Annotated in this window: 14 protein-coding genes, 1 tRNA gene and 1 pseudogene; 11 read left to right on the top strand and 5 right to left on the bottom strand. The window is 46.6% G+C overall.

The annotated features are described in order from the left end of the window. Positions 1-122: 122 nt before the first annotated feature. Together AC14M5_RS06125 and AC14M5_RS06120 are read right to left on the bottom strand one after the other, a co-directional pair. Entirely contained in the window at positions 123-1,421 is a 1,299-nt protein-coding gene (locus AC14M5_RS06125) for a hypothetical protein (RefSeq protein WP_484028756.1), read from the bottom strand. A gap of 151 nt (positions 1,422-1,572) precedes the next feature. Beyond that, complete coding sequence (locus AC14M5_RS06120) at positions 1,573-3,009, bottom strand: NAD(P)-dependent oxidoreductase (protein ID WP_484028755.1); 1,437 nt, start codon at positions 3,007-3,009, stop codon at positions 1,573-1,575. 301 nt (positions 3,010-3,310) lie between these two features. Between AC14M5_RS06120 and AC14M5_RS06115 the strand changes: the two genes are divergently transcribed. The 10 genes from AC14M5_RS06115 to AC14M5_RS06070 all read left to right on the top strand — a co-directional run bounded on the left by AC14M5_RS06115 (position 3,311) and on the right by AC14M5_RS06070 (position 11,785). Beyond that, entirely contained in the window at positions 3,311-4,567 is a 1,257-nt protein-coding gene (locus AC14M5_RS06115; protein WP_484028754.1) for an efflux RND transporter periplasmic adaptor subunit, read from the top strand. 1 nt (position 4,568) lies between these two features. Continuing rightward, positions 4,569-5,273 carry an ABC transporter ATP-binding protein gene (locus tag AC14M5_RS06110; RefSeq protein WP_484028753.1) on the top strand — a complete coding sequence of 235 codons (705 nt, stop codon included), beginning with the start codon at positions 4,569-4,571 and terminating at the stop codon, positions 5,271-5,273. Further along, entirely contained in the window at positions 5,270-6,526 is a 1,257-nt protein-coding gene (locus AC14M5_RS06105; protein ID WP_484028752.1) for an ABC transporter permease, read from the top strand. Before AC14M5_RS06110 ends, AC14M5_RS06105 begins: the two co-directional genes overlap by 4 nt. A 2-nt stretch (positions 6,527-6,528) precedes the next feature. Further along, positions 6,529-7,230 carry an SH3 domain-containing protein gene (locus AC14M5_RS06100; protein ID WP_484028751.1) on the top strand — a complete coding sequence of 234 codons (702 nt, stop codon included), beginning with the start codon at positions 6,529-6,531 and terminating at the stop codon, positions 7,228-7,230. Between the two features lie 159 nt (positions 7,231-7,389). Further along, positions 7,390-8,886, top strand: a complete 1,497-nt coding sequence (locus AC14M5_RS06095) for a carboxypeptidase M32 (protein WP_484028750.1) — start codon at positions 7,390-7,392, stop codon at positions 8,884-8,886. A gap of 53 nt (positions 8,887-8,939) precedes the next feature. Further along, a complete protein-coding gene (locus tag AC14M5_RS06090) occupies positions 8,940-9,875 on the top strand; it encodes a hypothetical protein (protein ID WP_484028749.1) in 936 nt (311 codons plus the stop codon). Positions 9,876-9,949: 74 nt separating this feature from the next. Continuing rightward, positions 9,950-10,023, top strand: a tRNA-Pro gene (locus AC14M5_RS06085). Between the two features lie 182 nt (positions 10,024-10,205). Continuing rightward, entirely contained in the window at positions 10,206-10,820 is a 615-nt protein-coding gene (locus AC14M5_RS06080; RefSeq protein WP_484028748.1) for a hypothetical protein, read from the top strand. Positions 10,821-11,063: 243 nt separating this feature from the next. Further along, positions 11,064-11,375, top strand: coding sequence for a transposase (locus AC14M5_RS06075; protein WP_484028747.1), 312 nt, complete (start codon positions 11,064-11,066; stop codon positions 11,373-11,375). Then, complete coding sequence (locus tag AC14M5_RS06070) at positions 11,372-11,785, top strand: IS3 family transposase (protein WP_484028746.1); 414 nt, start codon at positions 11,372-11,374, stop codon at positions 11,783-11,785. Before AC14M5_RS06075 ends, AC14M5_RS06070 begins: the two co-directional genes overlap by 4 nt. Here the strand turns inward: AC14M5_RS06070 and AC14M5_RS06065 are convergent. Together AC14M5_RS06065 and AC14M5_RS06060 are read right to left on the bottom strand one after the other, a co-directional pair. Then, entirely contained in the window at positions 11,749-12,282 is a 534-nt protein-coding gene (locus AC14M5_RS06065) for an IS630 family transposase (protein WP_484028745.1), read from the bottom strand. The genes AC14M5_RS06070 and AC14M5_RS06065 overlap by 37 nt on opposite strands. 5 nt (positions 12,283-12,287) lie before the next feature. Beyond that, the gene (locus AC14M5_RS06060) at positions 12,288-12,821 is read right to left on the bottom strand and encodes a helix-turn-helix domain-containing protein (RefSeq protein WP_484028744.1); all 534 of its coding nucleotides are present in this window, start codon (positions 12,819-12,821) and stop codon (positions 12,288-12,290) included. 46 nt (positions 12,822-12,867) lie between these two features. On the opposite strand from AC14M5_RS06060, the pseudogene AC14M5_RS06055 reads away from it, so the two are divergent. Then, positions 12,868-13,350, top strand: a pseudogene (locus tag AC14M5_RS06055) (IS3 family transposase); the annotation flags it as partial. 337 nt (positions 13,351-13,687) lie between these two features. On the opposite strand, the gene AC14M5_RS06050 reads toward AC14M5_RS06055, so the two are convergent. After that, positions 13,688-23,038 carry a Tc toxin subunit A-related protein gene (locus tag AC14M5_RS06050; RefSeq protein ID WP_484028743.1) on the bottom strand — a complete coding sequence of 3,117 codons (9,351 nt, stop codon included), beginning with the start codon at positions 23,036-23,038 and terminating at the stop codon, positions 13,688-13,690. Positions 23,039-23,229 lie beyond the last annotated feature (191 nt).

Here is a 23,229-nt window from a genome sequence, read left to right as displayed (position 1 = left end):
ACAATTGGTTGTTCAATAATTAAGGGGGTGGGCGTGGGTGGGGTTTCTGTTTCTTGTACGCATCCGCTAAGAATGAAAATGCCTGCAATCAATAATGCAAAGATGAATAGTGTTCGTTTCATTTACTGGTTTACCGCCTCTTGTAATTGCTCATATTTCCACATCCAAGACATGGTGTTGACAAAATCCGCAAGCGATTCGCTTTGCGCACGTAATTCACGCACAGCAGGGCCAACAGGGTCTTCACCTGCCGCACCGCCGGGTACATCCGCGTAGGCCCCATGGAATGCAAAATAAGCCTGGTTGAGCTTGCGTAGTAAATATCCGTTTTTTAAGAAGATCAAGCGGCGCTCTTCCATGTATGCTTCGGCTTCTTCGATCTTTCCTTCTGCCAGCAGGGCATCTGCTGTGACTCGCGTTTCATGCATCTGCGCGCGGAAATCAAATGGAGGACGCAGAAAATTCCCAGGGGTGGGATGCTCAAACGGAGCAGAGATCAGGCTGAGGCCTGTCCTGAGCGAAGTCGAAGGGCTTGAGGGTGAAGCGGAGATTTGTTCAGGGTAATAACGTTCGATGACCAGTGCTCCGATTTCATCCCCGGCGATGGAGGCGGTGGTCTCGTTCATGGTGCGAAGTTCAGGTGAATTGGAGTATAAAAATCCGAGCGGGCGAAGGGTCAGGTAGTTATGAGTCCATTCATGCGAAATGGTGTTGAGCAGCCATTGTAAATTTGTGGTGCGCATGACCATGGTTGGGTAAACCCCAACACCGCCAATATTTACGACGAGCGAGGATGTATTGAGGCCATTATCCACACTGCTTTCAAGTTCGGCTTGTTCGTCAACCGTCAAATCTGTATTGATGGAAATGTTTGCAACCTGTTCAATATGATCTCGCGGCGAAACGATGAGCGCCATCGGCAAAGGTGTGGAGTGATACCAAACGTTCGGCAAAGACTGGCCCGCGGCTGTCAACCCGTTCTCTGCCAACACTTGAGCTACCTGCTCTTGCAAGATGGCCTCTGCCAGCGGAGCGAGTTCGCTCTGCCTTGCATAAAGTTTTGCCAGCTCGCCTCGCAATGATTCGGATGCAATTTCCTTATCAGTGACCGCGGCATCGGCATAGATTTGAGCGAGCAGATATTCTTTATCGAGGATGAGTTGGGTGACACGTAAATATTCGTTGACGATCTGCTTTTGTGTCGAATGATCCAATGTGTATGGGGCGCCGACTGAAGCTGCACGTAATTTAACGATAGCCGCATTAGACATCCACTCCATATAGTTGAATTCGATCTGGCGGGTATAAGCGCGCACTTTTTCAGTGGGGTGCGTGAGTGATGGGTTGCTATACCCCGTGATTGCAGCGAGAATGATGAGGGCTAATGTGATTTCAAGCCCTCGTATGATATTTTGAAACATGGGCTGGATTATACCCAGTGCGCTTATAAATTGCGCTTTTTCAAAAGCGGGAGAGCGCAATTTATAAGCGTGGGTATTGTATAACAAAAGCGAAGGGCGAAGCCGTTTGGCCTCGCCCTTCTAGGTACCCTGCCCTCACAACAGGTAGTTCTTAATTCTGCAGGTATTTATCAATTGCGAATGCGGCTTTTCTACCGGCCACCATGGCCGTGACAACTAGATCTGGCCCTGTGACGCAATCGCCGCCGGAGAATATACCTTCACGTGATGTCTCACCTGTGGCTTTGTTCTTGACACTAATCAAGCCCCAATCCTTTGTTTCAAGGTCTGGCGTGGTTTTACCAATGATAGGGTCTGGCCAATAACCAAGCGCGAGAATGGCTGTATCTGCAGCAACGCTGAAGTTCGAGCCTTCTACTGGAACGGGTTTGCGGCGTCCCTTTGCATCTGGTTCACCGAGTTTCATTTCAATGCACTCAACAGCGGCAAGTTTTCCATTTGCCCCGGCGATGAATTTTACAGGTTGGGTCAGGAAGCGATATTTTGCGCCTTCCTCACGTGCCATTTTGCGGTCTTTCTTTCCGCCGGGCATTTCTTTTTCTGTACGGCGATATAAGCAAGTGACATCCTCTGCGCCGAGTCGTAATGCGGTTCGCAAACAATCAGATGCTGTATCACCACCGCCGATGACAACTACACGTTTGCCGATCTCAAGCGGCTGGCGCATATTCTCAGGGAGTTGTTCGGGTTCTACATTTCCACGGATGAGAAAATCTGTCGCTTCGTATACGCCGGGCAGGTCAGTGCCGGGCGTATCTTCCATTTTTGCATCTATTTCAGAACCTACACCGATGAACACGGCTTCAAAACCTTCACCAAATAAACTGTTGATGGTCTTATCTTTTCCGATATACGTATTTGGCACAAACTCCACACCTGCACGTTCAAACTCTTCCCATTTTTCCTGCCAGACGTCTTTTGGTAGCTTGAAATTCGGGATGCCGTAAACAAGCAACCCACCTGGCGCAGGCTTGGATTCAAATATGGTTACTTCATACCCTTTTTGGACGAGGACATCTGCACACCCAAGCCCGGCTGGGCCTGCGCCAATGATGGCAATTCTTCTTTTATTCGGTATGCCAACCGGGATGACGTAGCCAGTCGTGCGGCGTTCATAGTCCGCTGTGAAGGCTTCCAACTCGCCGCAAAGTACGGGTTGATGATGCTTATTCAATACACAGGAACCCTGGCACAAAGCCTCGTGCGGACAAACGCGTCCGCATACTTCGGGGAGGGAGCTGGTCTTGTGATAAATTCCAGCCGCATCCACAAAACGTCCCTGTTCAATTAGCCACATGGCAGAGGGGATGTCGTTCGAGGTTGGGCAAGCCGTCATGCAGGGAGCAGGATCGGGGCAGTGAATGCAGCGGGCCGCTTCCACCATGGCGCGCTCAGGATCAAATTCAATGACCACGTCCTCGAAGTCACAGGTTCGTACCTCAGGTGCGCGCAGATCAAGATCAAAGAAAGGTTTGTTGGCGCGCTCTTTGCGGTCAATTGCTAAAAATTCACTGGGTACTGCCTGCATGAAATGCCTCCGAAATAATGTGGGACTCTACATCTAAAAGCTTTATATGATGATACCTAAACTAATCGGACAGACATAGGCGTAAAAGTCACAAAACCGAGAGACAATCGTCACGAATTTATTGTTAACAAGTTTCGTGATTTATGGAACAAGCGGTAAAATATTTCTGCACAATTTATCCACATTTGTTTGATAAACTACTTTTCGCAGTCTGCGCCCGAACAACCTAAAGATTCAAAATTCGTATAAAAATGGAACTATTCAGGCGCTTGCTGACAGTATCCCCGGAGGAATAACCAGAATGAAAAAATTTTTTTCAAAAATTTCCCGCAGAACATGGATCATTGCGGGTGTAGTAGTAGTCGTGTTATTGATCATCATATTTGCCAATTCAGGCAAGGAAGAAGTAGCACTTTTTCAAACATCACCGGTTGAACGCGGTAATTTGGTCGCATCGGTGGGTGCAACTGGAAGTGTGCGCGCCAGACAAAGTGCCAGCCTGATTTGGCAGACGAGCGGAGTCGTGGAGACCATTCTCGTCGAAGTAGGAAGCCGCGTCTCTCGTGACGATGTGCTGGCCAGCCTCGATAAGGCTTCCCTCAGCCAGAACATTATCCTGGCAGAGGCAGACCTGGCTACCGCCCAAAAAGCCCTGGAAGATTTGCTCACCTCCGACACCAGCCGCTTGGAAGCTCAACAAGTTGTAGACGATGCCGAAGAAGCCTACGAGAAAGCCTATAACTGGCGTATGAAGCTTAACGGCAAAATAGAGATCACCGATTACTTTTACGAATTCGGTGTATTGAAGTCAAGGCAATACAAGGGATACGCCAGCGAGGAAACAATTGCACAGGCTGATAAAGACCTTGCCCTGGCCGAAGCCCGCCTTGATGATGCACGCCGTGCTTATGAGCGCCTGCTGGGCGGTTCAGATTCATCCGAAGTGGCCGCCGCGGAAGCACGTGTTGCAGCAGCCCAATCCACATTGAATATGGCATATTTGATCGCACCCTTTGATGGAACAGTTACCCAGGCAATCCCGGCTGTTGGGGATCAGGTTTCCATGGGTACTGTTGGTTTTCGCGTTGATGACCTCTCTCATTTATTGGTGGATGTGCAAGTCTCAGAAGTGGATATCAACAGCGTTTCGTTGGGTCAGCCTGCCACGCTTACATTTGATGCGATCCTGGGCAAGGAATATCACGGTGAAGTTGTGCAGGTGGGGCAAGCCGGTGATACGGTACAGGGCGTTGTCAGCTTTACTGTGACCATTGAATTAACTGATGCCGATGAATCTGTAAAACCTGGCATGACTGCCGCTGTCAATGTTGTAGTTGAAGAAGTCAAAAATGTTGTACTGATCCCAAATCGCGCCGTCCGTTTGGTGGATGGGAATCGGGTGGTGTACGTGCTCGTCGATGGCCAGCCAGTTCAAGTCAAAGTCCGACTCGGGGCTTCATCCGATACGATGAGCGAGGTTGTGAGTGGTGATGTCAAGGAAGGCGATCTGATCATTCTCAATCCGCCCTCTTTGAATGGCGGGCCGTTTGGAGGCTGATATGGATTGGGTGATCGAAGCGCGCAACCTGACCAAAATATACAAGATGGGCGAGTTTGAAGTGCAGGCATTGCGAGATGTTTCGTTTAAGATCGAACGCGGCGAAATGGTTTCCATTATGGGGCCGTCTGGCTCGGGGAAATCCACCATGATGAACACGATTGGCTGTTTGGACAGGCCGACATCGGGTGAATATATCCTGGACGGTGAATCAGTTGCTGAGATGAATGACGACCAGTTGGCGAGCGTCCGCAACCGCAAAGTGGGTTTTGTCTTTCAAAGTTTTAATTTGCTTTCGCGTTTGACAGCATTAGGAAATGTGGAATTACCTTTGCGCTATGCGGGGTTTACAGAAGGCCGTCGTGAGCGCGCGCAGGCTGCGCTCGAAGCAGTCGGCTTGCAAGATCGCATGACACATCGTCCTTATGAACTCTCCGGCGGACAGCAGCAGCGTGTGGCGGTGGCCCGCGCTCTCGTGAACGACCCCGCCATCATCATGGCAGATGAGCCAACGGGTAACCTCGATTCAAAAGTTGGTAAAGAGATCATGAATCTTCTGCTCGGCCTGAATAAAGAACGCGGTACGACTCTCATCATCGTGACGCATGACCCCAACATTGCCGTGCAAACTCAGAGGATCATCCGTTTGCGTGACGGTGAGATTGACTCGTCTGTAGAAGAAGAAAATAAAGGCAGGGAACTATGAGCTTTGCACAAGCAATCTTTGAAGCTCTTGAAAGTTTGAACGGTAACAAGATGCGTTCCGGTCTTACAGTGCTTGGCATTGTGATCGGTGTAGCCGCAGTGATCGCCATGCTGGCCGTGGGTAATGGTGCACAAGCTTCCATTACAGGCTCCATTTCAAGCATTGGCACAAACCTTTTATTTGTCTTCAGTGGCAGCCCTCAGCAGGGACCCGGCGGGCCAGGTGATGGCAGAAGCGGCAACAACGATCGTCCGTTGACATTGGCAGATGCAGATGCAATCGCTGACCCCTTTGCCGCACCTTCGGTAGAGTTGGTTGCCCCTGCCATTCAAGGAAATGGAACACTGACCTTTGCAGGTGAAAACTCCACAACAACAATCTCAGGCGTCACACCCGATTATTCTGTTGTACGCAATATGGAATTGTTGGAAGGTGAATTCATCAATCAAGAACACCTGCTTGGGCGCATGTCTGTGGTGGTGCTTGGGCCTGAAACTGCAGAGGCTATATTCGGTCATGTAGATGGGGTTGTTGGTGAAACGATCCGCGTTGAAGGTCAGCCTTTCCGTGTGATCGGCGTATTGGTTGCGAAAGGCGGCGGCGCATTCGGCAGTGAAGATAACGCTGCCTATATTCCATTTACCACCGCACAGGCACGCCTGATCAAACGCAGCTCGCGCGATGAAGTGGATGTAATTTTCGTGCAGGCTACATCGGCTGAAACGGTTTTAACTGCCTCGGAAGAGATCGGGAATATCATCCGTCAACGTCACCGCACTCCGATAGGCGTGGATGATTTTACAATTTTCACGCAGCAGGATTTTCTTGCCACATTTGAAACCATCACAGGCGTGCTCACGATTTTCCTTGGCGGCATTGCGGGCATTTCCCTGCTCGTCGGCGGCATTGGCATTATGAATATTATGCTGGTATCCGTCACCGAGCGCACCCGTGAGATCGGTTTACGCAAAGCCCTTGGCGCACGCAAGCGCGATATTCTGCTCCAATTCCTTACTGAGTCATCTTTGCTTAGTTTGATCGGTGGCATTATCGGTATTATGTTTGGCTGGCTGATCGCCTTCATAGTAGGGCAGGTCGCTACGGCAACGGGCAATAACTTTATTCCCATTGTTGGCACAGATGCAATCATACTATCCACGAGTTTCTCGGCCATCATTGGCCTGTTCTTCGGCATTTACCCCGCCAGCCGCGCCGCGAATTTAGAGCCAGTCGAAGCCCTGCGTTACGAGTAACCATGTCCAAATTTCGGAAATTAATATTTCTCCTGGTCATTGCTTCGATGACTCAGGGGTGTTTTCGGGCGAGGTTGGATGCGCGCGCCATACCCACAGCAAGGGACATTGAACCAATCCAGACTGAGTCACTTGCCCTGCCGACTTCAACGCCTCTTTCAACGCCGACAATTGCTCCCACTGCAACCGAGGTTTCTCCTACACCTTTGCCTTCGGTGACGATCACCGCCGTGAAAGGAAATATTTACATCCGCCGTGGCCCGGGTTTGGAATACAACCAGATCGGCGTTTTGCATAAGGATGAAAGTGCAAAGGCAATCGCGCGGGATGTGCTTTCGGGTTGGGTTCAAGTGAATATCCCCGATTCAAATAATACAGGCTGGGTATCTATTCAAACTATTTATTCCATAGTTGACGGTGACATAAACCAATTGCCCGACTTCACCTTCACAGAATGGCCCCTGCCTGCTTACATAAAAAATTGTACTGAGCATGATATGTTCATTGCACCCGGTGATATTTACCTGCCTTCCTTATGGACCAATGCCGAATATAAAAACGAGGTTCAGGTCAACCCTGGCAGTTACACGGCCTATGATCTATTCGTCCCGGGTGAGCCAGAAGCAGAAAGATTTGAAATCCGCGAGGGTGTGACAGCTTACATCACTATTAATGGCTTGGGTGTAAAGCACAAATGCCCGTAGGACAAATTGACAATTTGTCCTACTCGAAATTACGATACAATCACGTTGATTTTTTGCCCATGCCAGAGCGGATGAAATGCTCGAGGAAACAGAATCAAGCGTCCGTTAGGTGTGAGGCGTTTGTTGCGTCACAAAAACTACATAACCCTGGAGGTCTTCGTGTCAGAAAAATTGAATCAGCTTAAGGAAATCCTTGGCGAGGTTTCCGATTTGGGTCATGCCGCGAGCGTGTTGGGTTGGGATGAGCAGGTTAACATGCCGCCCGGTGGCAGTGAAGCGCGAGGGCGGCATCTTGCCACGCTGGGTAAGATTTCCCATGAAAAAGCGACTTCGCAGGAAGTTGGGAGACTGCTCGATGAACTCAAAACTGAATTTGCAGGTTCCGATTCAGATGATGCCGCGTTGATCCGTGTGGCGGCGCGCAATTACGACAAGGCCATGCGTGTGCCAGCCTCCTTTGTGGCAGAGCAGGCAATTGTTTCATCCAAGGCGTTTGAAGCCTGGGTCGAGGCGAAATCCAAATCTGATTTTTCCATCTTCCAGCCTCATCTTGAAAAAGTGGTGGAATTGGTAAAGAAATATATTTCATTCTTCCCGCCCGCCGATCATCCTTATGATATTTTGCTGGATGATTTTGAGCCCGGTTTGAAAACCGCCGAGGTGCAGGAAATTTTTGGGAACCTGCGCCCGAAACAGGTTGCGCTGATCAATGCGATTAAATCATCCAAGCAGGTAAAGAATGACTTCCTGCATAAAAAATTTGATGAAAAGAAATTATGGGGTTTTAGCGAGAAGATCATTTCTAAGTTTGGTTATGACTTTACTCGCGGCAGGCAAGATAAAGCCCCTCATCCATTTGAAACTTCTTTCAGCGTGAACGACGTTCGTATTACAAATCGCTATGAAGTGGGCAGCCCGCTCGCGACCATTTTCAGCGCCATGCACGAATCTGGTCATGCGATGTATGAGCAGGGCATCAACCCCGCCTATGAACGCACACCTCTAGAAAACGGAACTTCCCTCGCGGTGCACGAATCGCAATCCCGCATGTGGGAAAACCTAGTTGGCCGCTCGCTTCCATTTTGTGAGCATTTCTTCCCCGAATTGAAAAAAGCCTTTCCATCGCAGTTGGATGGCATAACGGCGAAATCTTTTTACAAGGGTATCAATAAAGTTGAGCCTTCATTGATCCGCGTGAATGCAGATGAGGCAACTTATAACCTGCACATTATGCTTCGCCTTGAAATTGAAATTGCCATGGCCGAGGGAAGTGTGGCCGTCAAAGACCTGCCTGAAATTTGGAATGCAAAAATGCAGGATTATCTCGGCATTACGCCACCCAATGATGCCAAAGGTGTTTTGCAAGATGTGCATTGGTCGGGCGGTATGATCGGTTACTTCTCCACTTACGCGCTTGGCAATATTATCTCGGCGCAATTGTGGGAAGTCATCAACAAAGATATCCACGACCTTCAAGATCAAATCCGCAAGGGCAAGTTCGATGAACTGCTCGGCTGGCTGCGCGAGAAAATCCATGTGCATGGTCACAAGTATGATCCACAGGATTTGGTTCAAAGAGCCACAGGTGAGAGGATTGACTCTGCCGCTTATGTTCGTTATCTGACAAAGAAATACAGCGATATTTACGGGCTGTAATCTGGATGAATCCAATGAGACGCCCTGCCTGCCGGGGCGTCTCTCCTATTAATATGAAATCGAAAACACTCTTTCTCGCTTCTCTTCTTGGGCTGTTATCTGCCTGCTCGCAAGCCGCAGTATCCACACCCACACCTTTACCTCCCAATTACCTCTCAACGGTGGTTGCGCTTACAGGTCAATCCGCATTTGCCACAGCCGATGCGTTGACCCCAACTGCATTGCCCACTGAAACTTTAGTACCAATCTCAACTGAATTTCCACTTCCATTGCCTGAGATCCCCAGCCCAACACCTACATATGCGGCGGGTTTTACAGATTTTGCGCAAATCCATTTCTTGACCCCAGGGCCTGCCTCCAGCGTAACCTCCCCGATAAATTTGCAAGTGGAGCTTGTTTCAGGTGAAAGCGAGGTTGTGCAAGTGGACTTGCTGGGTGAAGATGGCCGCGTGCTCTTTCGTGATCTGGAAAAGGTGACGAGGAATCTAAAAGGTATCTTCCGCAGGTTTGACCTGAAATTTGAAATCCGCGCTGTAACTGAGGCGGGCTATATTCGCGTCAGCAGTAAAGATGATTTTGGGCGCATTCAAGCATTGAACACCATGCCTGTACTTTTGTATTCCATTGGGTCGCCACAGATCAACCCGCCCGGTAATATGATCTACGAGAGGGTGATGGTTGAAGGACTCAAGGAGAAAGCTAATTTTTATGCAGGTGAAGTCGGCCTCAAAGGACGCATCTGGCCTTTCAATGACCAACCCATAGTTGTTGAATTAATCCTTCCAGATGGAGAACCAATTTCCACCCGTATCTTGCAATTCGATGGAATCGAGACTCAAGCCTTTGAGACGACCCTTCCTTATAAAGTGACCGAACCCACCCTGGCGCGCCTGACCTTTCGACAGGATAATCCACTCCTAAGCGTCAGTGACCTGGAGCTGGAGAAGTATGTTTATGTTTATAGTATTGAGATTATTCTGAATCCGTAACCTGGCTTGCCTAAATAAATCGCAGTGGTACGTGTGCCATGCAGTGGTATAATTCGCACGCTTTCCAAAACTATCGGGGTGTGGCTCAGACCGGTAGAGCGCACGGTTCGGGTCCGTGAGGTCGGAGGTTCAAATCCTCTCACCCCGACAGAAGACCTCACGGGTGGTTACTTCAACCACCCGTGAGGTCTATAATGAGCCAAATACAAAATGTCCATGGGTTGGCAGACCTCACGGTTTGCCGGCTCGTTGGGTTGAAAAATATTCGATTATTGCGTACTCGGAAATCAACCGCGTGATACTCGGAATTCAATCCAAGGAGTTGACCTCATGGCACGTAAGACATATTCGCTCAAACTATTCCAATTGCAGGAACGAGATTTAGCCGCATCGACAATGACTAAAAAATTTCGCGGTCTCCGTCGTTATTACAAGTTCTTGGGACTAGGCTTGTTAGTTGATGGGCCAGCTATAGATAATGCTTTCGAGAAGATTTTACAGCAAATATCGAGTGAGCCCAAATCAAAATCTCCTAAGGTGCGAAATTCCTTGAATGTGGATAGTTTGCTTGCGCGTGCTCCCGGCGATAACCACAAACATATTCGGAATCGGGTGATCCTCCCATTACGGTATAGATACAATTTAACGCCCGCAGTAATTGTGGAACTGCAGACTGATGATATTGATGTTATCAATGGGGTGATTACTTGGTCGAAGCGGGAATTAAGGGTCATTCCAATAAGCAAGGATGATAATTTTGCTTTCCGACAATGGACTACCATCCGTAAATCTTATCGGGTATCTGACACAGCATACCTGATATCTCTCCATTGGACGCAAGGGCGCAGTACGCCGTATGCAAAAATGAGCACACGTGCGATCAATCATGTTGTAAATAGGTTCCTGGATAAATATGGGGATGGCAATTCCCCCCACCGTCCGTAGTCTACCATTGGTTGTCGAAGGCTTGCATCAGCAACGACTCAAACTCCTCCAATGAAGGGAGCGACAGATGTATAGCAATAATCATTTCCAGACTTTCCACGTTTCAATCCACGCTCCCAATGAAGGGAGCGACAAAACACGGCCTCGACCCTGCTTCCTTCAAAGAGTTTCAATCCATGATCTTCCCCCGTTTTAGTGGACACAAAAAATGTCTGGAAAAGAGTACGCTAAAACAGGAGAGCCATGATGGACAAGAAGAACTATCGCAAGTATCCGGAAGCATTCAAGTTGGAAGCGTTGGGGTTGTTGCAGAAGGGTGAGAAAAGTGCCGGGCAAATCGAGCGTGAGTTGGGGATCACACCGGGCATGCTGGTGAAATGGCGAGCTCGGTATCAGGCCGTGAGAAAGGGGCGGCAAGCCGTGTACCTGGAGCCCAGCGATTTGGAGGCAGCCAAAGCAGAGATCAAGCGTTTGCGACGGGAGTTGGCTGAAACCGAGGAGGAACGCGACATCCTAAAAAAAGCGGTCAACATCTTCTCACGGAGAAATCCATGATTTACCAATTCATGGCTGTCCACGCTGGGCAATTTCGGGTCGAGCGCATGTGTCGAGTATTGGGAGTCGGACGGAGTGGCTATTATGCCTGGCGATCGCGTCCAGCCAGCCTGCGCGCCGAGGTGGATGAAGGTCTGCTGGTGAAGATCCGGGAAGAGTACCGGATCAGTCGAGGAACCTATGGCAGCCCGCGGATCCATGCGGCTTTGCATAAGCAAGGCGTGCCGTGCGGGAGAAAGCGTGTGGCACGTCTCATGCGTCTGCACAAACTGACAGGTCAAAAACGACGGCAACACCATCCCGTGACTACCCAACGAGATGGGAAGGCTATTCCAGCCCCCAATCTGCTGAACCAGGATTTCTTATGGACAAATCAATTAAACATCGGACAAATCGCGGTAAAGCTGTAGCGTACTAGAAAGGAGCTTTTGAAAGCAGTCGAATTCAAGTGGTTCAAGAAACGATCAGCTAATTCAGGGAGCCGTGCTTCCAAATGATTGTGGCTGACCTGTTTGCGAACAGCTTTCCAAACATGTTCTTGTGGATTCAAATCTGGACTGGCGGTTGGAAAGAAAATGATCTCCAAACGAGGATGTTTCTCCAACACCTTATCAATGGGTTTACCACGATGCCAGGGTGCCCGATCCCAAAGCAAGATAATGGGCACCTCAGGATTTGTTTCCAGAATCATCTCTAAATACTGTGCCGATATTTCAGCATTCATCAGATCGGAACGCATGGCAACTTCCTGTCCGCTGTGTAAATTCAAAGCTCCATAGAAATTCGTTTTGGCTCGTCCTGGATCGGCTCGCACAATTGGAGACCAAACATGGCAGGTAGTGGCTTGTAGATATAGTCCGGCTTCATCTCCAGCCAGGAAAACAGTATTTGGCGAATCTTGAGCCACATCTATCAGTTTTTTTCGAGTTGCTCTTCAAAATCAGCCACCTTGGCCTGACTACGAGACTTGAAAATCTTCTCGGTCTTCTGGTAACTAAAGCCACACAGGCTCAAGAGGTTGATATAGGAGGTGCGGCTCTTGTATTCAACACCGTACCGTTCTCGAACCACATGCGTCAGATCTTCCACTGTCCAAAATTGACCATCCGCTGTGTTGGCACTTGTCCCGAACAAATCCTTGGGCGTGTATTGATGCAATTTCTGTTGCAATTCTTCGATCTCTAATTTGCTCAGTTTGGCACTATTGCCACCAGTTCGGTGATCAACCAGTCCTTGGGAATGATCTACTCGGTATGCTCGACGCCATTCCATCAAACTGGTTCGGCTACAGCCAGTGATCTGCTCGATTTCTTGCTCTGCGTAGCCTTCTCCATATAAACGAACTGCTTGGTAACGAGTACGTGTCGCCGCATCTTTACATCCCTGGTATGCTTTTTGCAGTTCTTTCTGTTCTGCTTCCGTTTGTTTGAATTTCCGCTTTGCCATTGCCCTATTGTACGACTTCTACTTACTTTCTCCATTAGCTTAGGCTCCCAACCAGAAATGGGTTAGCGATATTACCTACATTGAGACGGCGGAAGGCTGGTTGTATCTGGCGTCCATTTTAGATCTGTTTTCCCGCAAGGTGGTGGGCTGGGCAATGGCGGACCACATGGAAACTTCCCTGGTGGAAGACGCTCTGAAGATGGCTTTGTTGCAACGTCAGCCCGATGCCGGTCTGCTTCATCACTCGGACCAAGGTCGTCAATATACCAGTATCGCCTATCAAAGCCGCTTATCGACCTCTCTATGCCAGGTCAGTATGAGCCGGGTTGGCAACTGTTATGACAACGCAGTCATGGAAAGCTTTTTTGGAACCCTGAAATCCGAATGTGCCACTCAACCATTTGCCACTCGCGCTCAGGCGCGTACCGCCATCTTTGAATTCATTGAAGCTTGGTACAATCGCCAACGCCTTCATTCCTCGCTGGACTACTTGAGCCCGGCTGAGTTTGAACGAAAATCAGGACATTAATCCTGTCCACTAAAACGGAACAAGATCAGTTTGATGCCTACCAATGGCTTTGGTATCACTATGGCAGATACGAAATTTCAAAGGGCAGGCCGATACGTATTCTGTCGAAGCCGATAACGCCGAACTCCGTCATTATCTGGCTCGCCTCGCTCGCAAATCACGTTGTTTTTCTCGGTGTCCTTACGCACTTGAATGCGCACTACGTTTATTTATTTTTGCCTTCAACAGCAGGCAACTTCATAAGCAACACTTTCCAAATTATGCCGCACATGTTATGGACTTTATTAGCCCATGATATTTGACACTCTCATACAAATCCAAAAACTACCCAATTCCATTAAAAGCTATACTTCACAACCATCATGAAATCTTCCAAATCACCTGGTTGTGCTGGAGCGATCGATAGCTGAAAGGAAGTGTCCAAGGAAATACCTACATTGTTCCCACGGCATAATTTCCAATCGTCTATCCTCGCAAGGATGACGCTACCACCATCAATGTTCACCGAATAATTGGAGGGATTATTTTTCACCTTTGCGATTAATAAAACATTTTCAATAGCAGCAGCCATCGTTTGGGCCATATATGGCAACCTTGATTTATCAATCTTCAAATCAATGGTTCCGTTCTGTTTGAGCAAATGCCATTCGTTAGGCAGATCATGTTTCATGTTAATAGCCACATGCAGTCCGGTCTGACTAAGTTGTTGCTTAATTTCGGCCAAGCGATCTTTTAAGGCGGTTTCCGCTAAACCTTTTATCGTTGAACCTCCTTCTCGAGCGGTATATTTAATGTGGACGATCACATCCGAGATTGTCTCGTAGTCAAATTGACTTAACTCCTTCTTGGGAAGCTCTAATCTCCAGCTGCTAATGGCTCCGGTGCCTTCAAATGGCAGGTAACGTTCATCGCGGAAATTCAATTCAAATACTCCACTATCGTTTTGTGCATTGCTGGCAGCAATGGATTGAATTGCTCCTACGTTATAAACGAAGCGTTCATCATTACCTGGATCTTCGGCATATCCTGTCATTGCAAGGTTATCAGGATTTGAATTCTTTCTGTATTTATTCCTCACGAGGGATAATTTTGCGCTCACAGAAGTATATGGTCCGGCGATACATGGCAAACTGAGGCTGACCGATTTGGTTCTCCTGAAATACTGACCAGCATGGTCGAGGTCAAAAAAGGCCTCAGGAACGTCGAAATCACAGCTCCCGGTTGCACGAAGCTTTACTAGCGCCAATGGATCTAACATCGCCAGCGAAACGTGTTTGGTTAATTCATATTCACGCTTATTCTTATCAAGATAACTAGTCTCCATGCGTTTAATATCATGGATGAGGTGGTCGGCGCTTTGCAAGCCTTTCTTCAAGCTATCCCAATAGCCGTAAGAGATTAATGTATCGTCGTTTCCCAACTCAAAGCGATAGCTTCGCTCAGCCTTTTTGGCAAAATCATGCGCCAATTGATAAGCTCTGAAATATACAGAGCTGATTTGCCCGATCATCCAATCGTATAATTCCTTATTTGTAAACTTAGATCGCATAAATTCATCGGTCTTTTTAGCATTCTCAATTTGCAATTCATGATTTTTTAAATCAGTTTCTGCAATTTCTTTTCGTATTTCTGCTGCTGTTATTTGTTTTTCTATAGAGTCAAGCTCTTTCTTAGCTAATCGCTCTTGAAGTTTCCAATCAGTAAATCGTCTATCATAACCGCCAAGGATAGAAGCACGATTTGCTTCAAAAGAAGCTATTGCGCTAAAAATCCCAAGCCCTTTACCAATTGCATCCGTGCTATGTGCCAAAAGACTGCCTCCAAACTTTGCGGCGCCGTGTGGAGAGCCGCCAAATCCCGACGCCCCCAATGCAAAATCCGGAATAAGCGCCAACCCTGCCCCAAGTGTATATGTGATGTTGGCAGCTAACTGCCAATCCTTCGATTCGCTCAATTTATCTAAATTCAATTGTTCATTAGAAATTATTTTTTGGATGTTTGAATAGTAAATATTCCTTTCTTCAGTAACTTTCTTCGTTCTTTTCAAAACTTCAATTTGCTCCTTCGCCTCGTTGACTTGAATTATTTTCATATCCTTAACAGCGTTCAAGACTTTTATTTCCAAATCACTTCTCAACAAAGAGAGTGCTTCAGCGTCTTTTTTCTCTAAGGCCTGCAAGAGTGAAGAACCTAGACCTCGTACTTCCTGAACCAATTCGGTTGCCTTTTGAGATAACACATTGAAACGATAATATGGAGCGGGTGCATTAATGCCAGCCAGAACTGAAGAAATATCCAAGCCAGCTGCCGCAGCGCGAACCAACATGCCCGGATCAATAGGCGGTGCGAACAATGCCAGGCTTCGTTCCACACCATCAATATTCTGGCAATGGCGGATCTTGAACAAGCGGTCAGCAATACGATCCCAGTATTCCAGCATCTTATCATTTTGCGGAATGCAGAAATATAGCATGGATAGTGTGATCGGCGCTGGCGGCAATTCAGCGCCGCCTTCCGGCAAGGCAGAAAGGTCGGGCAAAATGTTTTCCAGATCAATCAAGGCATTGCCAAAAGCATCTAATCTGCCCTCTATTTGGTTGTACGTTTCATAAGGAGCCTTAATTGCTGGTGGGATAATCCTTGGCTTGGGCCCAAGTAATTTATCGGCCAAAATATACATCTGAGTGGCCTGAACAATCGACTCCATCGTGTCCTGTCGGAATAAATAATCGCCCCATTCCGTGAGGTTGTCAATGTACTTCATCAACAAGGCTTTTTGGTAGGCCACTGGTCGGAATCGGGCTACTACATGCGGCTTGAATGGTTTGTTTCTCCATTGATCAATGGCAAATTCAAGGTCTGCCCTTTCAGGAGTGTTCGGGTCGGCTATCTTGTACAGGAGTGTATCAATTCGTTGATTGATATAGTCGCTACTCTGAGTCAGATAGAATGGTTTGGTGACCCAATATTTTTGTGGTATTGTGCCTTCCAAGGCTCCGGTAGGATTGAACATGTAATGAAACCATGTCATGGCTTCTTCAAAGCGTTGGTTCTTGGTGAGCCTCGTTGCCAACAAAAACGGCACATGGAAGAATAATTCCCAGTTATATTCACTATAGCTTCCATCGCTGCTGAAATCCAGATCCTCAATCGGATAGGAAAATGTGTCTGCAGCGGTGCCTCTGACAAGGTATGTCTTGGGGACAATATCTGTATTCGGATCGTAATACTTTTCGAAATCAAATTGGGACTTCTGCAATTGCGTATCCCGCTTCATCAATTCCGCTATACCTTCTTTGTAAAGCGTGGTTCGTAGCTCGCAAACCAACGGATGATACATGCTTTTGAACTGCTCGCCATAACTTAAGCTCCTGTACACTTTTAGCTCGGCGATGATTCGCTGATATTCATTGTCTGCAATCAGTTCCTGCTGCAAGGCATTAATGTCTTGCCCGGGATTTGCTGCATATTTCGCCATATATTTTTTGAACAAAGCGACGACGTCTTCAATCAATTGTAAGGCATTTGAACCCGTTCTACTTACAAAAACCGCATCCCCACTTTCTCCCTTTTTTTTGTCTTCATAAAAGCCCGGAATAATCACATAGGCATGACGACTGTCCTCTTCGAAATAGGGAAGCAGGGTTCCCAAAGGAAGTTTCAGATAGCGTCCTCTCATACCAGCAAGGTTGTCACTGGTACCTCCATAAGCAAACATCAGCAAATATTCCAAGAGCAATGCTACCAGGTCAATCATGGTCAGTTGATGGGGATAGGTTAACCTGAAGATTCCCGGGGTCTGATGCAAGATTTCATCAATTTTGTTTGTTAAGATCGAGTGTACATTTAAAGCAGTCAGATCATTGGTCTTATCCTTATCGAGCTCCTTGTATCGTTGATCACTCAAATTCGTATCGCGGAACTTGGGAATGAAGTCCAGAGTAAACGGTTTCGCGAGCGCCAACTCTGGATAGCCTTTACAGCCAGTCAAGTCAAACGCGCCAGCCAATCCCCCTTCATTAAATAGGACGACCTGTTCCGCCCACTCATTATAGAAGAATTTCAAATTCTCTCTTGGTATATCCTGATCTGTATAAGGATCTATATCGGGAGGTGTTTTAATTGCATCTTTAGATATCTTCTTCGGCTGCCATTTCTTATTGGCAAATTCACTTATAGCCAATTGTATTTTTAATTTTTTTCTTGGCTTGTCCACTGGTTGTTCACTTGAATTACTTTGATCTGGAAGGGTTGCTCCCTGATTTGGGTCAGGCTCCTCACTGAACACAGGCCAAGCCAGACTCAAGCGATTGTTACGGACAAATGCCAGCAGGTGGTTTCCAGCAATATCTAGTTCCACTTTTTCCCAAGGCGTCCAGTAGCGTTCCTGTTCAAATCGTCTGTAGTAGTAAATAGCAGGGTCGCCTCCTTTAGTCCGGGCAAACACATGCATGGTCTTGATATCTGATTGATACCAGGTGGCCATTACTTCCAGGAAAGCAATATTGTCCAACTTCTCCAGATATTTAATCAAAGCTTCTTCCGCTGTAATTTCAGTCAGTTCATTTTGGAGTAGTTCATTTTCCAGCTCAGTAAAAAGGAAGGATTTATCATTCCTTAATTCGGCTTCGATCCAGTTCTCCGGATAAAGGAATACTTTGCGGTTGGCTTCCCATACCCTGTAGTTCTTCATCCACTTCCATTGTTCCCAGCTTTTGTCATTATTTACATCGGCTGCAGCTTTTGACTCCAATCCCATTAAACAACGTTGGACAAATAACTGAATGGTTCCATGTGCCTGTACAATCCGGGACGAAGGCATACACGCCTCCATTTCCACATCGACCAGGAAATAATCATACAAATCATTGTCATCCTTCATTTCAGGATTGACAGCTAATAGGTAAGCCACGAGCGCATTTCTCTTTTGTGGACGAATGGCATCCATAATTTCTTTCAAGGTCCCCAACCAGGTATCCTCACCGTATCGAGCCTTTAACGCCATTCTCAATTTGTTTGCGTCCGTACTCGTCAAAATTGGTTGGATAAACTCTTTTACTTGTGCAACCGTGCTACCTAATTTTCTTAAATGGGCCATACATTTCTCAATCGACTTCCATGTTTTCGGGGTACGGTAATTGTTCAGGCTCCAAACAGCGAATAGATGCGTGTCGACAGCATCCACATCTTCTTTAGCATAACCAGTCAGCAGCGAGAATTTCTCGATAAACTCATCTCTTGTTGCCGTACTTCCCGGTAACAGCATTTCAGCCAACGACAAGAAAGTAATTGGGTTTTCCGCATCTGCCGGGCTGGGGACTGGGGTCAGCTGTTTGGCCAAAGCAAGCATTTCTACAAATGCAACGAATCGACCATAATCCACAGAAGTTTGACCTGCCTGATATGGAATCTCGTCCCATAAAAACCAATTCAGATCTGAATTATGCTCAAAATACCATTCAATTTCTCGATTTTCCAACTTGAATGAATTGATTAATGGTAATAACTTATGTAGCAATCGCAAAGTCTTATATTGTTCTGGGAAAGAAATTTCACTAATGGCCGGCAAAATCGGGAGCTCATTTAAAGTGTCGATCAATGTATCTGAAAGCAACAAATCACTGAGCAGATTGGTTCCGGGTGGAGGTAGCTTTAATTTGGCAAACTTTAAAACAGTTGTTGAAACATCCAATTCCGATTTGAAACTCGTTGAGGTAATCTGTCGCAAGATTGTATGCTTTTCTAAGTGAGATTGATAATTGGATATGCCATCAAGAAAGGCCCTAACAAGGTTTTTGCCTGTAACGATATTAAATTTGGGCAAAGTTATTAATATTTGCGCATCTGCCGCTGCTAATTGCGCTTGAGCTGCTGCTATTTCGGCAGGGTTAGTTGCGGCTGCAATCGCTTCTTCAGCATTTCTTTTTGCGAGCAAGGCAACTTCATGATTTGAAATGTGGAGAGTCTTTGAGGGTAGGTCATTATCTAATTCGTCAATTGAATTTTTTATTGATAGAGTGTTGAGCAAGTTACCCAATTTGTCATCAACAAATGTCTTGGCATTATTGGCAGATAGCCAGTCCCCGTCAATAAACTTAACCATTGTTTTTACATCTGATTCACTAACCCCAGCAAGTTTTGAAAGCATGCTTTGAAGCGTTTCTTTTTGTTCATCAGCTGTTAAGTTGGAATTAAATGGCGATTTATTAGCCATGAACGCCTTTTGATAATCGGCTTGCAGTTTCTCCAAAAGTTGTTTGATCTTATCATCTTTAATTCCCCGATCACCCAGATTATCAGCTTCGTGGCGAAGCATAAATTTGATATCGACGGGTTTGAGCGGGAGCTTCTGAGAATCCTTGACAGCCTCGACGAATTTCAGGGTTTGCGCAGGGGATTCCTGAATATTAATACCGGTAAGTTTCACCAAAGTGATGAAGTCATCTATTTTCAGATTCAATTTGCGCATCAAGCGAGATGCGGCAAACAAGTAACTAAGGTTGGCAAACGTTAAATTTCCATCCGACAGCAGAGACAATAGCTTGCCCAGATCGCTTTCAGATATTTGCAAACACACAGAAAGGCTGTTCAGCACACTGCTTAAGAGCTGCGAGCCGTCCACTTTTTCGGGCTGTAAGGCATCGTCCACAAAACCGTTTTGGGCTTTATTCAGGAATATGTTCTGGTAGAGAGGTTTTGGTGTATCTTCTTTGATGATCTTATGTGGGATATCACCATAAAAACCGGTCAGCTCAATCAACTTGATGCTTGTTTCTTTGGAAAGAGCTACCAGGTCAGCGGCTTTGATCAGGCATTCATCCCCATTGTTGATGCCATTTCCATTATCGTCAGCAGTATCAAGTTTTCCATTGCCCAATTTATTTTGGGAAATGATCTCATCCAACAGCTCAAACTTCCAGCCTGTTTTCTTTTGCATACGCAGGAAACGATGAATGCGATCCAATGTCGCATCATTCAGGTTGGCAATTTCCATCTGTTCGGTGTCGCAGGATGATATGTCATTGCGCTTGATAAAAAGGTTACCGGCAGGATCGATGAATTTCAAGGAAAGTAGTATTTCAAGTTCTTGATAGGTTAATTCTGTTTTGGTCAGAAAAGTTTCCACTATTTTCATTTCATCAGAGGCACTTACACTGGTTGTATTCCAGTATTTCTGCTGGTGATTAGCATCGGGTGTAACGATTAATATTCTTTCGGCATCGGTCAATCCTAAATCCTCTACTGCTATCGAAGCGTCCGCAGGAATACCTGCTGACTGAAAGTCTTTAATGAGTTTCGCCCGGGAAATATCAAACCTATCGAAATAGGCTTTGGCTTCGATATGGTTTAGATCGAAGGGCAGCTTGAATGCATACGATTTGCTACTCAGCTCAGTGTAAGCACTGGCGTTGACATATTCGGGCGCTGCCGCCAATTCTTCCTCAGTGGAAAGTGTTTGCCTAAGTCGGAATACGTTATAGTTGTTGCCTATTGTGTGGACGATCTTGCACACCGCTTTCTTGTCTCTTAAATAATGCGGAAGGGTGTCTGAGGAGCCAGACGATACTTCTGTTGCGAATATCTGTGCTTGACTGGTGATCGGCATACCAGCCGCCTGTAAGGCGGTAAGCAAATCATTTGAAACTTTACCCACCAAGGGGTCAGCTCCACCGGAGAGAACCCCGGAATAAGCAATGCCAGCATCGGGCGCTACCGCTTCTTCCAACAGTTCACATACTAAATCAATATACGGCACGGGGGTATTGGCATTTTCGCAGCCCAGGTCAATGTCACCCAAATCCGGTCTGCGTTCGAACAGGATATCTTTTGCCAAATGGGCAGTTGTTGGAGGAACCGTTGTCAGGTCGGTTACGCTTCGTTTATCGAGGAACTGCAAAATCTCCACCAGATACGCTGCGGGACTGTACACCGAGAGACAATGCTCACAGGCACATACATCCGTAAGCTTAAACAAAGATTTCAGGTTGGGAAAATCTTTACTAACCGCTTCCAATTTCATTGCCAGCGAGGATGTTTCTATGGCGTTGATATCCATCGCCCGCATGGTATCTTGCAATTCGCCGACGATCAGCATGGTGGCAGTGGTAGTACGTTCTGCCCTGCGGAAAATTTCCCTGGCTTCCTCCACTTTTATGCCCGCTTTCGGCGCAATTTCCTTCACGAAGCGCGTTTCGCCAACTGCAACAACACTTTGGGCCGAATGAATTTTTTGACCTAAAAGCGCATTTGTTTTTCCGTAATGCGGCACCAGTTTGAATACCCGCTGCACCGACTTCAACTCTTCGCGCATAGCTGCGTTTTTCTCCGTCGCCATTTTTTTCTCTTTGAGGAAAAGATCAATATTGCTGTGTTGCAGATCAAAATCTTCGTGTTTTGCGAAAAATTCCGCGAGCTCCTTCTGATTTTTCAATGGAGCCTTTTTTTCTCTTCCCAATTGGGCGGCAAAAGCCACCGTTGGAAATTCTTTTTCGAGTTTGCGGGCTAATGAAGATGCGTGCAACTCTATGAGTTTTTTGTCCATAGGTTTGCCAGCCAGGGTTATTTTATCTGCTGATTTCGTAAGTACATCTTTCCAGGCAGCCTTGTTCAGTGCTGCCAATTTTCTTACTTCTTCCGGCTTCTTGATATTTTGCACTTCTTTCACATGGGAAATAATTTCCTCATCAAAGCCCAATACCTCTCCCAAGGCGAGCGATGTTTTGCCATCATTTGCTTTTTCATCGGTTTTGAAGAAAGAAGCCGCTGTGATTTTTTGAAGAAAGGTATTGAGGTCGTTTTTGTTCTCCTCAAAAAGTTTACCTATCTCCGTGAGTTTTTCTTCCATTACAAAACGGCTCAGAATCTTCAGCACCTTTCGGGGATGCTCATTCTTATAGTGTTCTTTGGCCTTTTGTTTGTACTGCTCAAGCTGTTCCAGGTTTCTCTTCAATTCCTTGGCCAGCCTTGCGGGAACTGTCAACTTCTTCACCGCAGCTTCTATATCCTGCTTCACCACCTTGGGATCTGCCAACGTTGCATCATAGAGTAAAGGTAGGATTTCAGTATTGATGTCAATAGCCAATCGTGCATGAAAAGATTTGGCCAAATCGTTTTTGAGTAAAGTGTTTTCACGGAGCAATGCGTAAAAAAAGGCGGCATCAATATTTGATTCTGAACCCAGGCGGTGCGCCACGACCAGGTGTTCAATTTTTTCTGCTGGTATTTCCATTTCTTTGGAGAGGAAGGTAATGTCTCTGTGTTCTTCACTCTCTTGCAGGTCATTAATGGCAACTTTTCCAGCCAAAAAGCCGACCTCCCTAAGTAAGTAATCGTATTCCGCTACTTCCGGCTTGATGGCCTGTTTTATAGTGATATTGATTTCTTCCCTGGGCGAAGCATTAAAGCGGACTCCATCCATGTCGGTAGTAAATAACAACGTTTTCTTCTCTTGGGTGAACACTTTCATGACGAGATCAGCTTCTTTTCTACCTCGCCCGCTAAGCTGGCTGTGCAACCAGGTAATTTCGTATTTACCTTCTCTGTTGGTGATATCTTCCCCCAACAGTTCCTCACTGCGTATATCTCTGTCATAAGCCTGCACGATGAGATTTACCAGAGGACGATTCAACTTGTCAGACACACGCCCGAGAACAAGATTTGGTTTTTGATTGTTGATTTTCTGTGTCATGACGATTCTCCTTGTGGATTTTATACCGTTACTCTTTTGTTTAGCATTACCGATTAACAATCTGTTTCAATATTCATCCCTCTTCACACAACTTAAGTCGACAAATTTTAGTTATATTTGTGTAGCAGAAGTTAACTCAATCTGCCAAATAGAGGTCCGAGAATGAAGTTTACGTTTTTATTTTCGATTTA

It is taken from the genome of Candidatus Villigracilis sp. (genome assembly GCF_057083605.1).
Note: the sequence above shows the minus strand (reverse complement) of the source record. Positions and strands in the feature narration are given on the sequence as shown.

What these genes read in the sequence shown, in the direction of transcription:
- AC14M5_RS06125 (WP_484028756.1), bottom strand. Translation starts at nt 1,421, where the DNA reads ATGTTTCAAAATATCATACGAGGGCTTGAAATCACATTAGCCCTCATC.
- AC14M5_RS06120 (WP_484028755.1), bottom strand. Translation starts at nt 3,009, where the DNA reads ATGCAGGCAGTACCCAGTGAATTTTTAGCAATTGACCGCAAAGAGCGC.
- AC14M5_RS06115 (WP_484028754.1), top strand. Translation starts at nt 3,311, where the DNA reads ATGAAAAAATTTTTTTCAAAAATTTCCCGCAGAACATGGATCATTGCG.
- AC14M5_RS06110 (WP_484028753.1), top strand. Translation starts at nt 4,569, where the DNA reads ATGGATTGGGTGATCGAAGCGCGCAACCTGACCAAAATATACAAGATG.
- AC14M5_RS06105 (WP_484028752.1), top strand. Translation starts at nt 5,270, where the DNA reads ATGAGCTTTGCACAAGCAATCTTTGAAGCTCTTGAAAGTTTGAACGGT.
- AC14M5_RS06100 (WP_484028751.1), top strand. Translation starts at nt 6,529, where the DNA reads ATGTCCAAATTTCGGAAATTAATATTTCTCCTGGTCATTGCTTCGATG.
- AC14M5_RS06090 (WP_484028749.1), top strand. Translation starts at nt 8,940, where the DNA reads ATGAAATCGAAAACACTCTTTCTCGCTTCTCTTCTTGGGCTGTTATCT.
- AC14M5_RS06080 (WP_484028748.1), top strand. Translation starts at nt 10,206, where the DNA reads ATGGCACGTAAGACATATTCGCTCAAACTATTCCAATTGCAGGAACGA.
- AC14M5_RS06075 (WP_484028747.1), top strand. Translation starts at nt 11,064, where the DNA reads ATGATGGACAAGAAGAACTATCGCAAGTATCCGGAAGCATTCAAGTTG.
- AC14M5_RS06070 (WP_484028746.1), top strand. Translation starts at nt 11,372, where the DNA reads ATGATTTACCAATTCATGGCTGTCCACGCTGGGCAATTTCGGGTCGAG.
- AC14M5_RS06060 (WP_484028744.1), bottom strand. Translation starts at nt 12,821, where the DNA reads ATGGCAAAGCGGAAATTCAAACAAACGGAAGCAGAACAGAAAGAACTG.
- AC14M5_RS06050 (WP_484028743.1), bottom strand. Translation starts at nt 23,038, where the DNA reads ATGACACAGAAAATCAACAATCAAAAACCAAATCTTGTTCTCGGGCGT.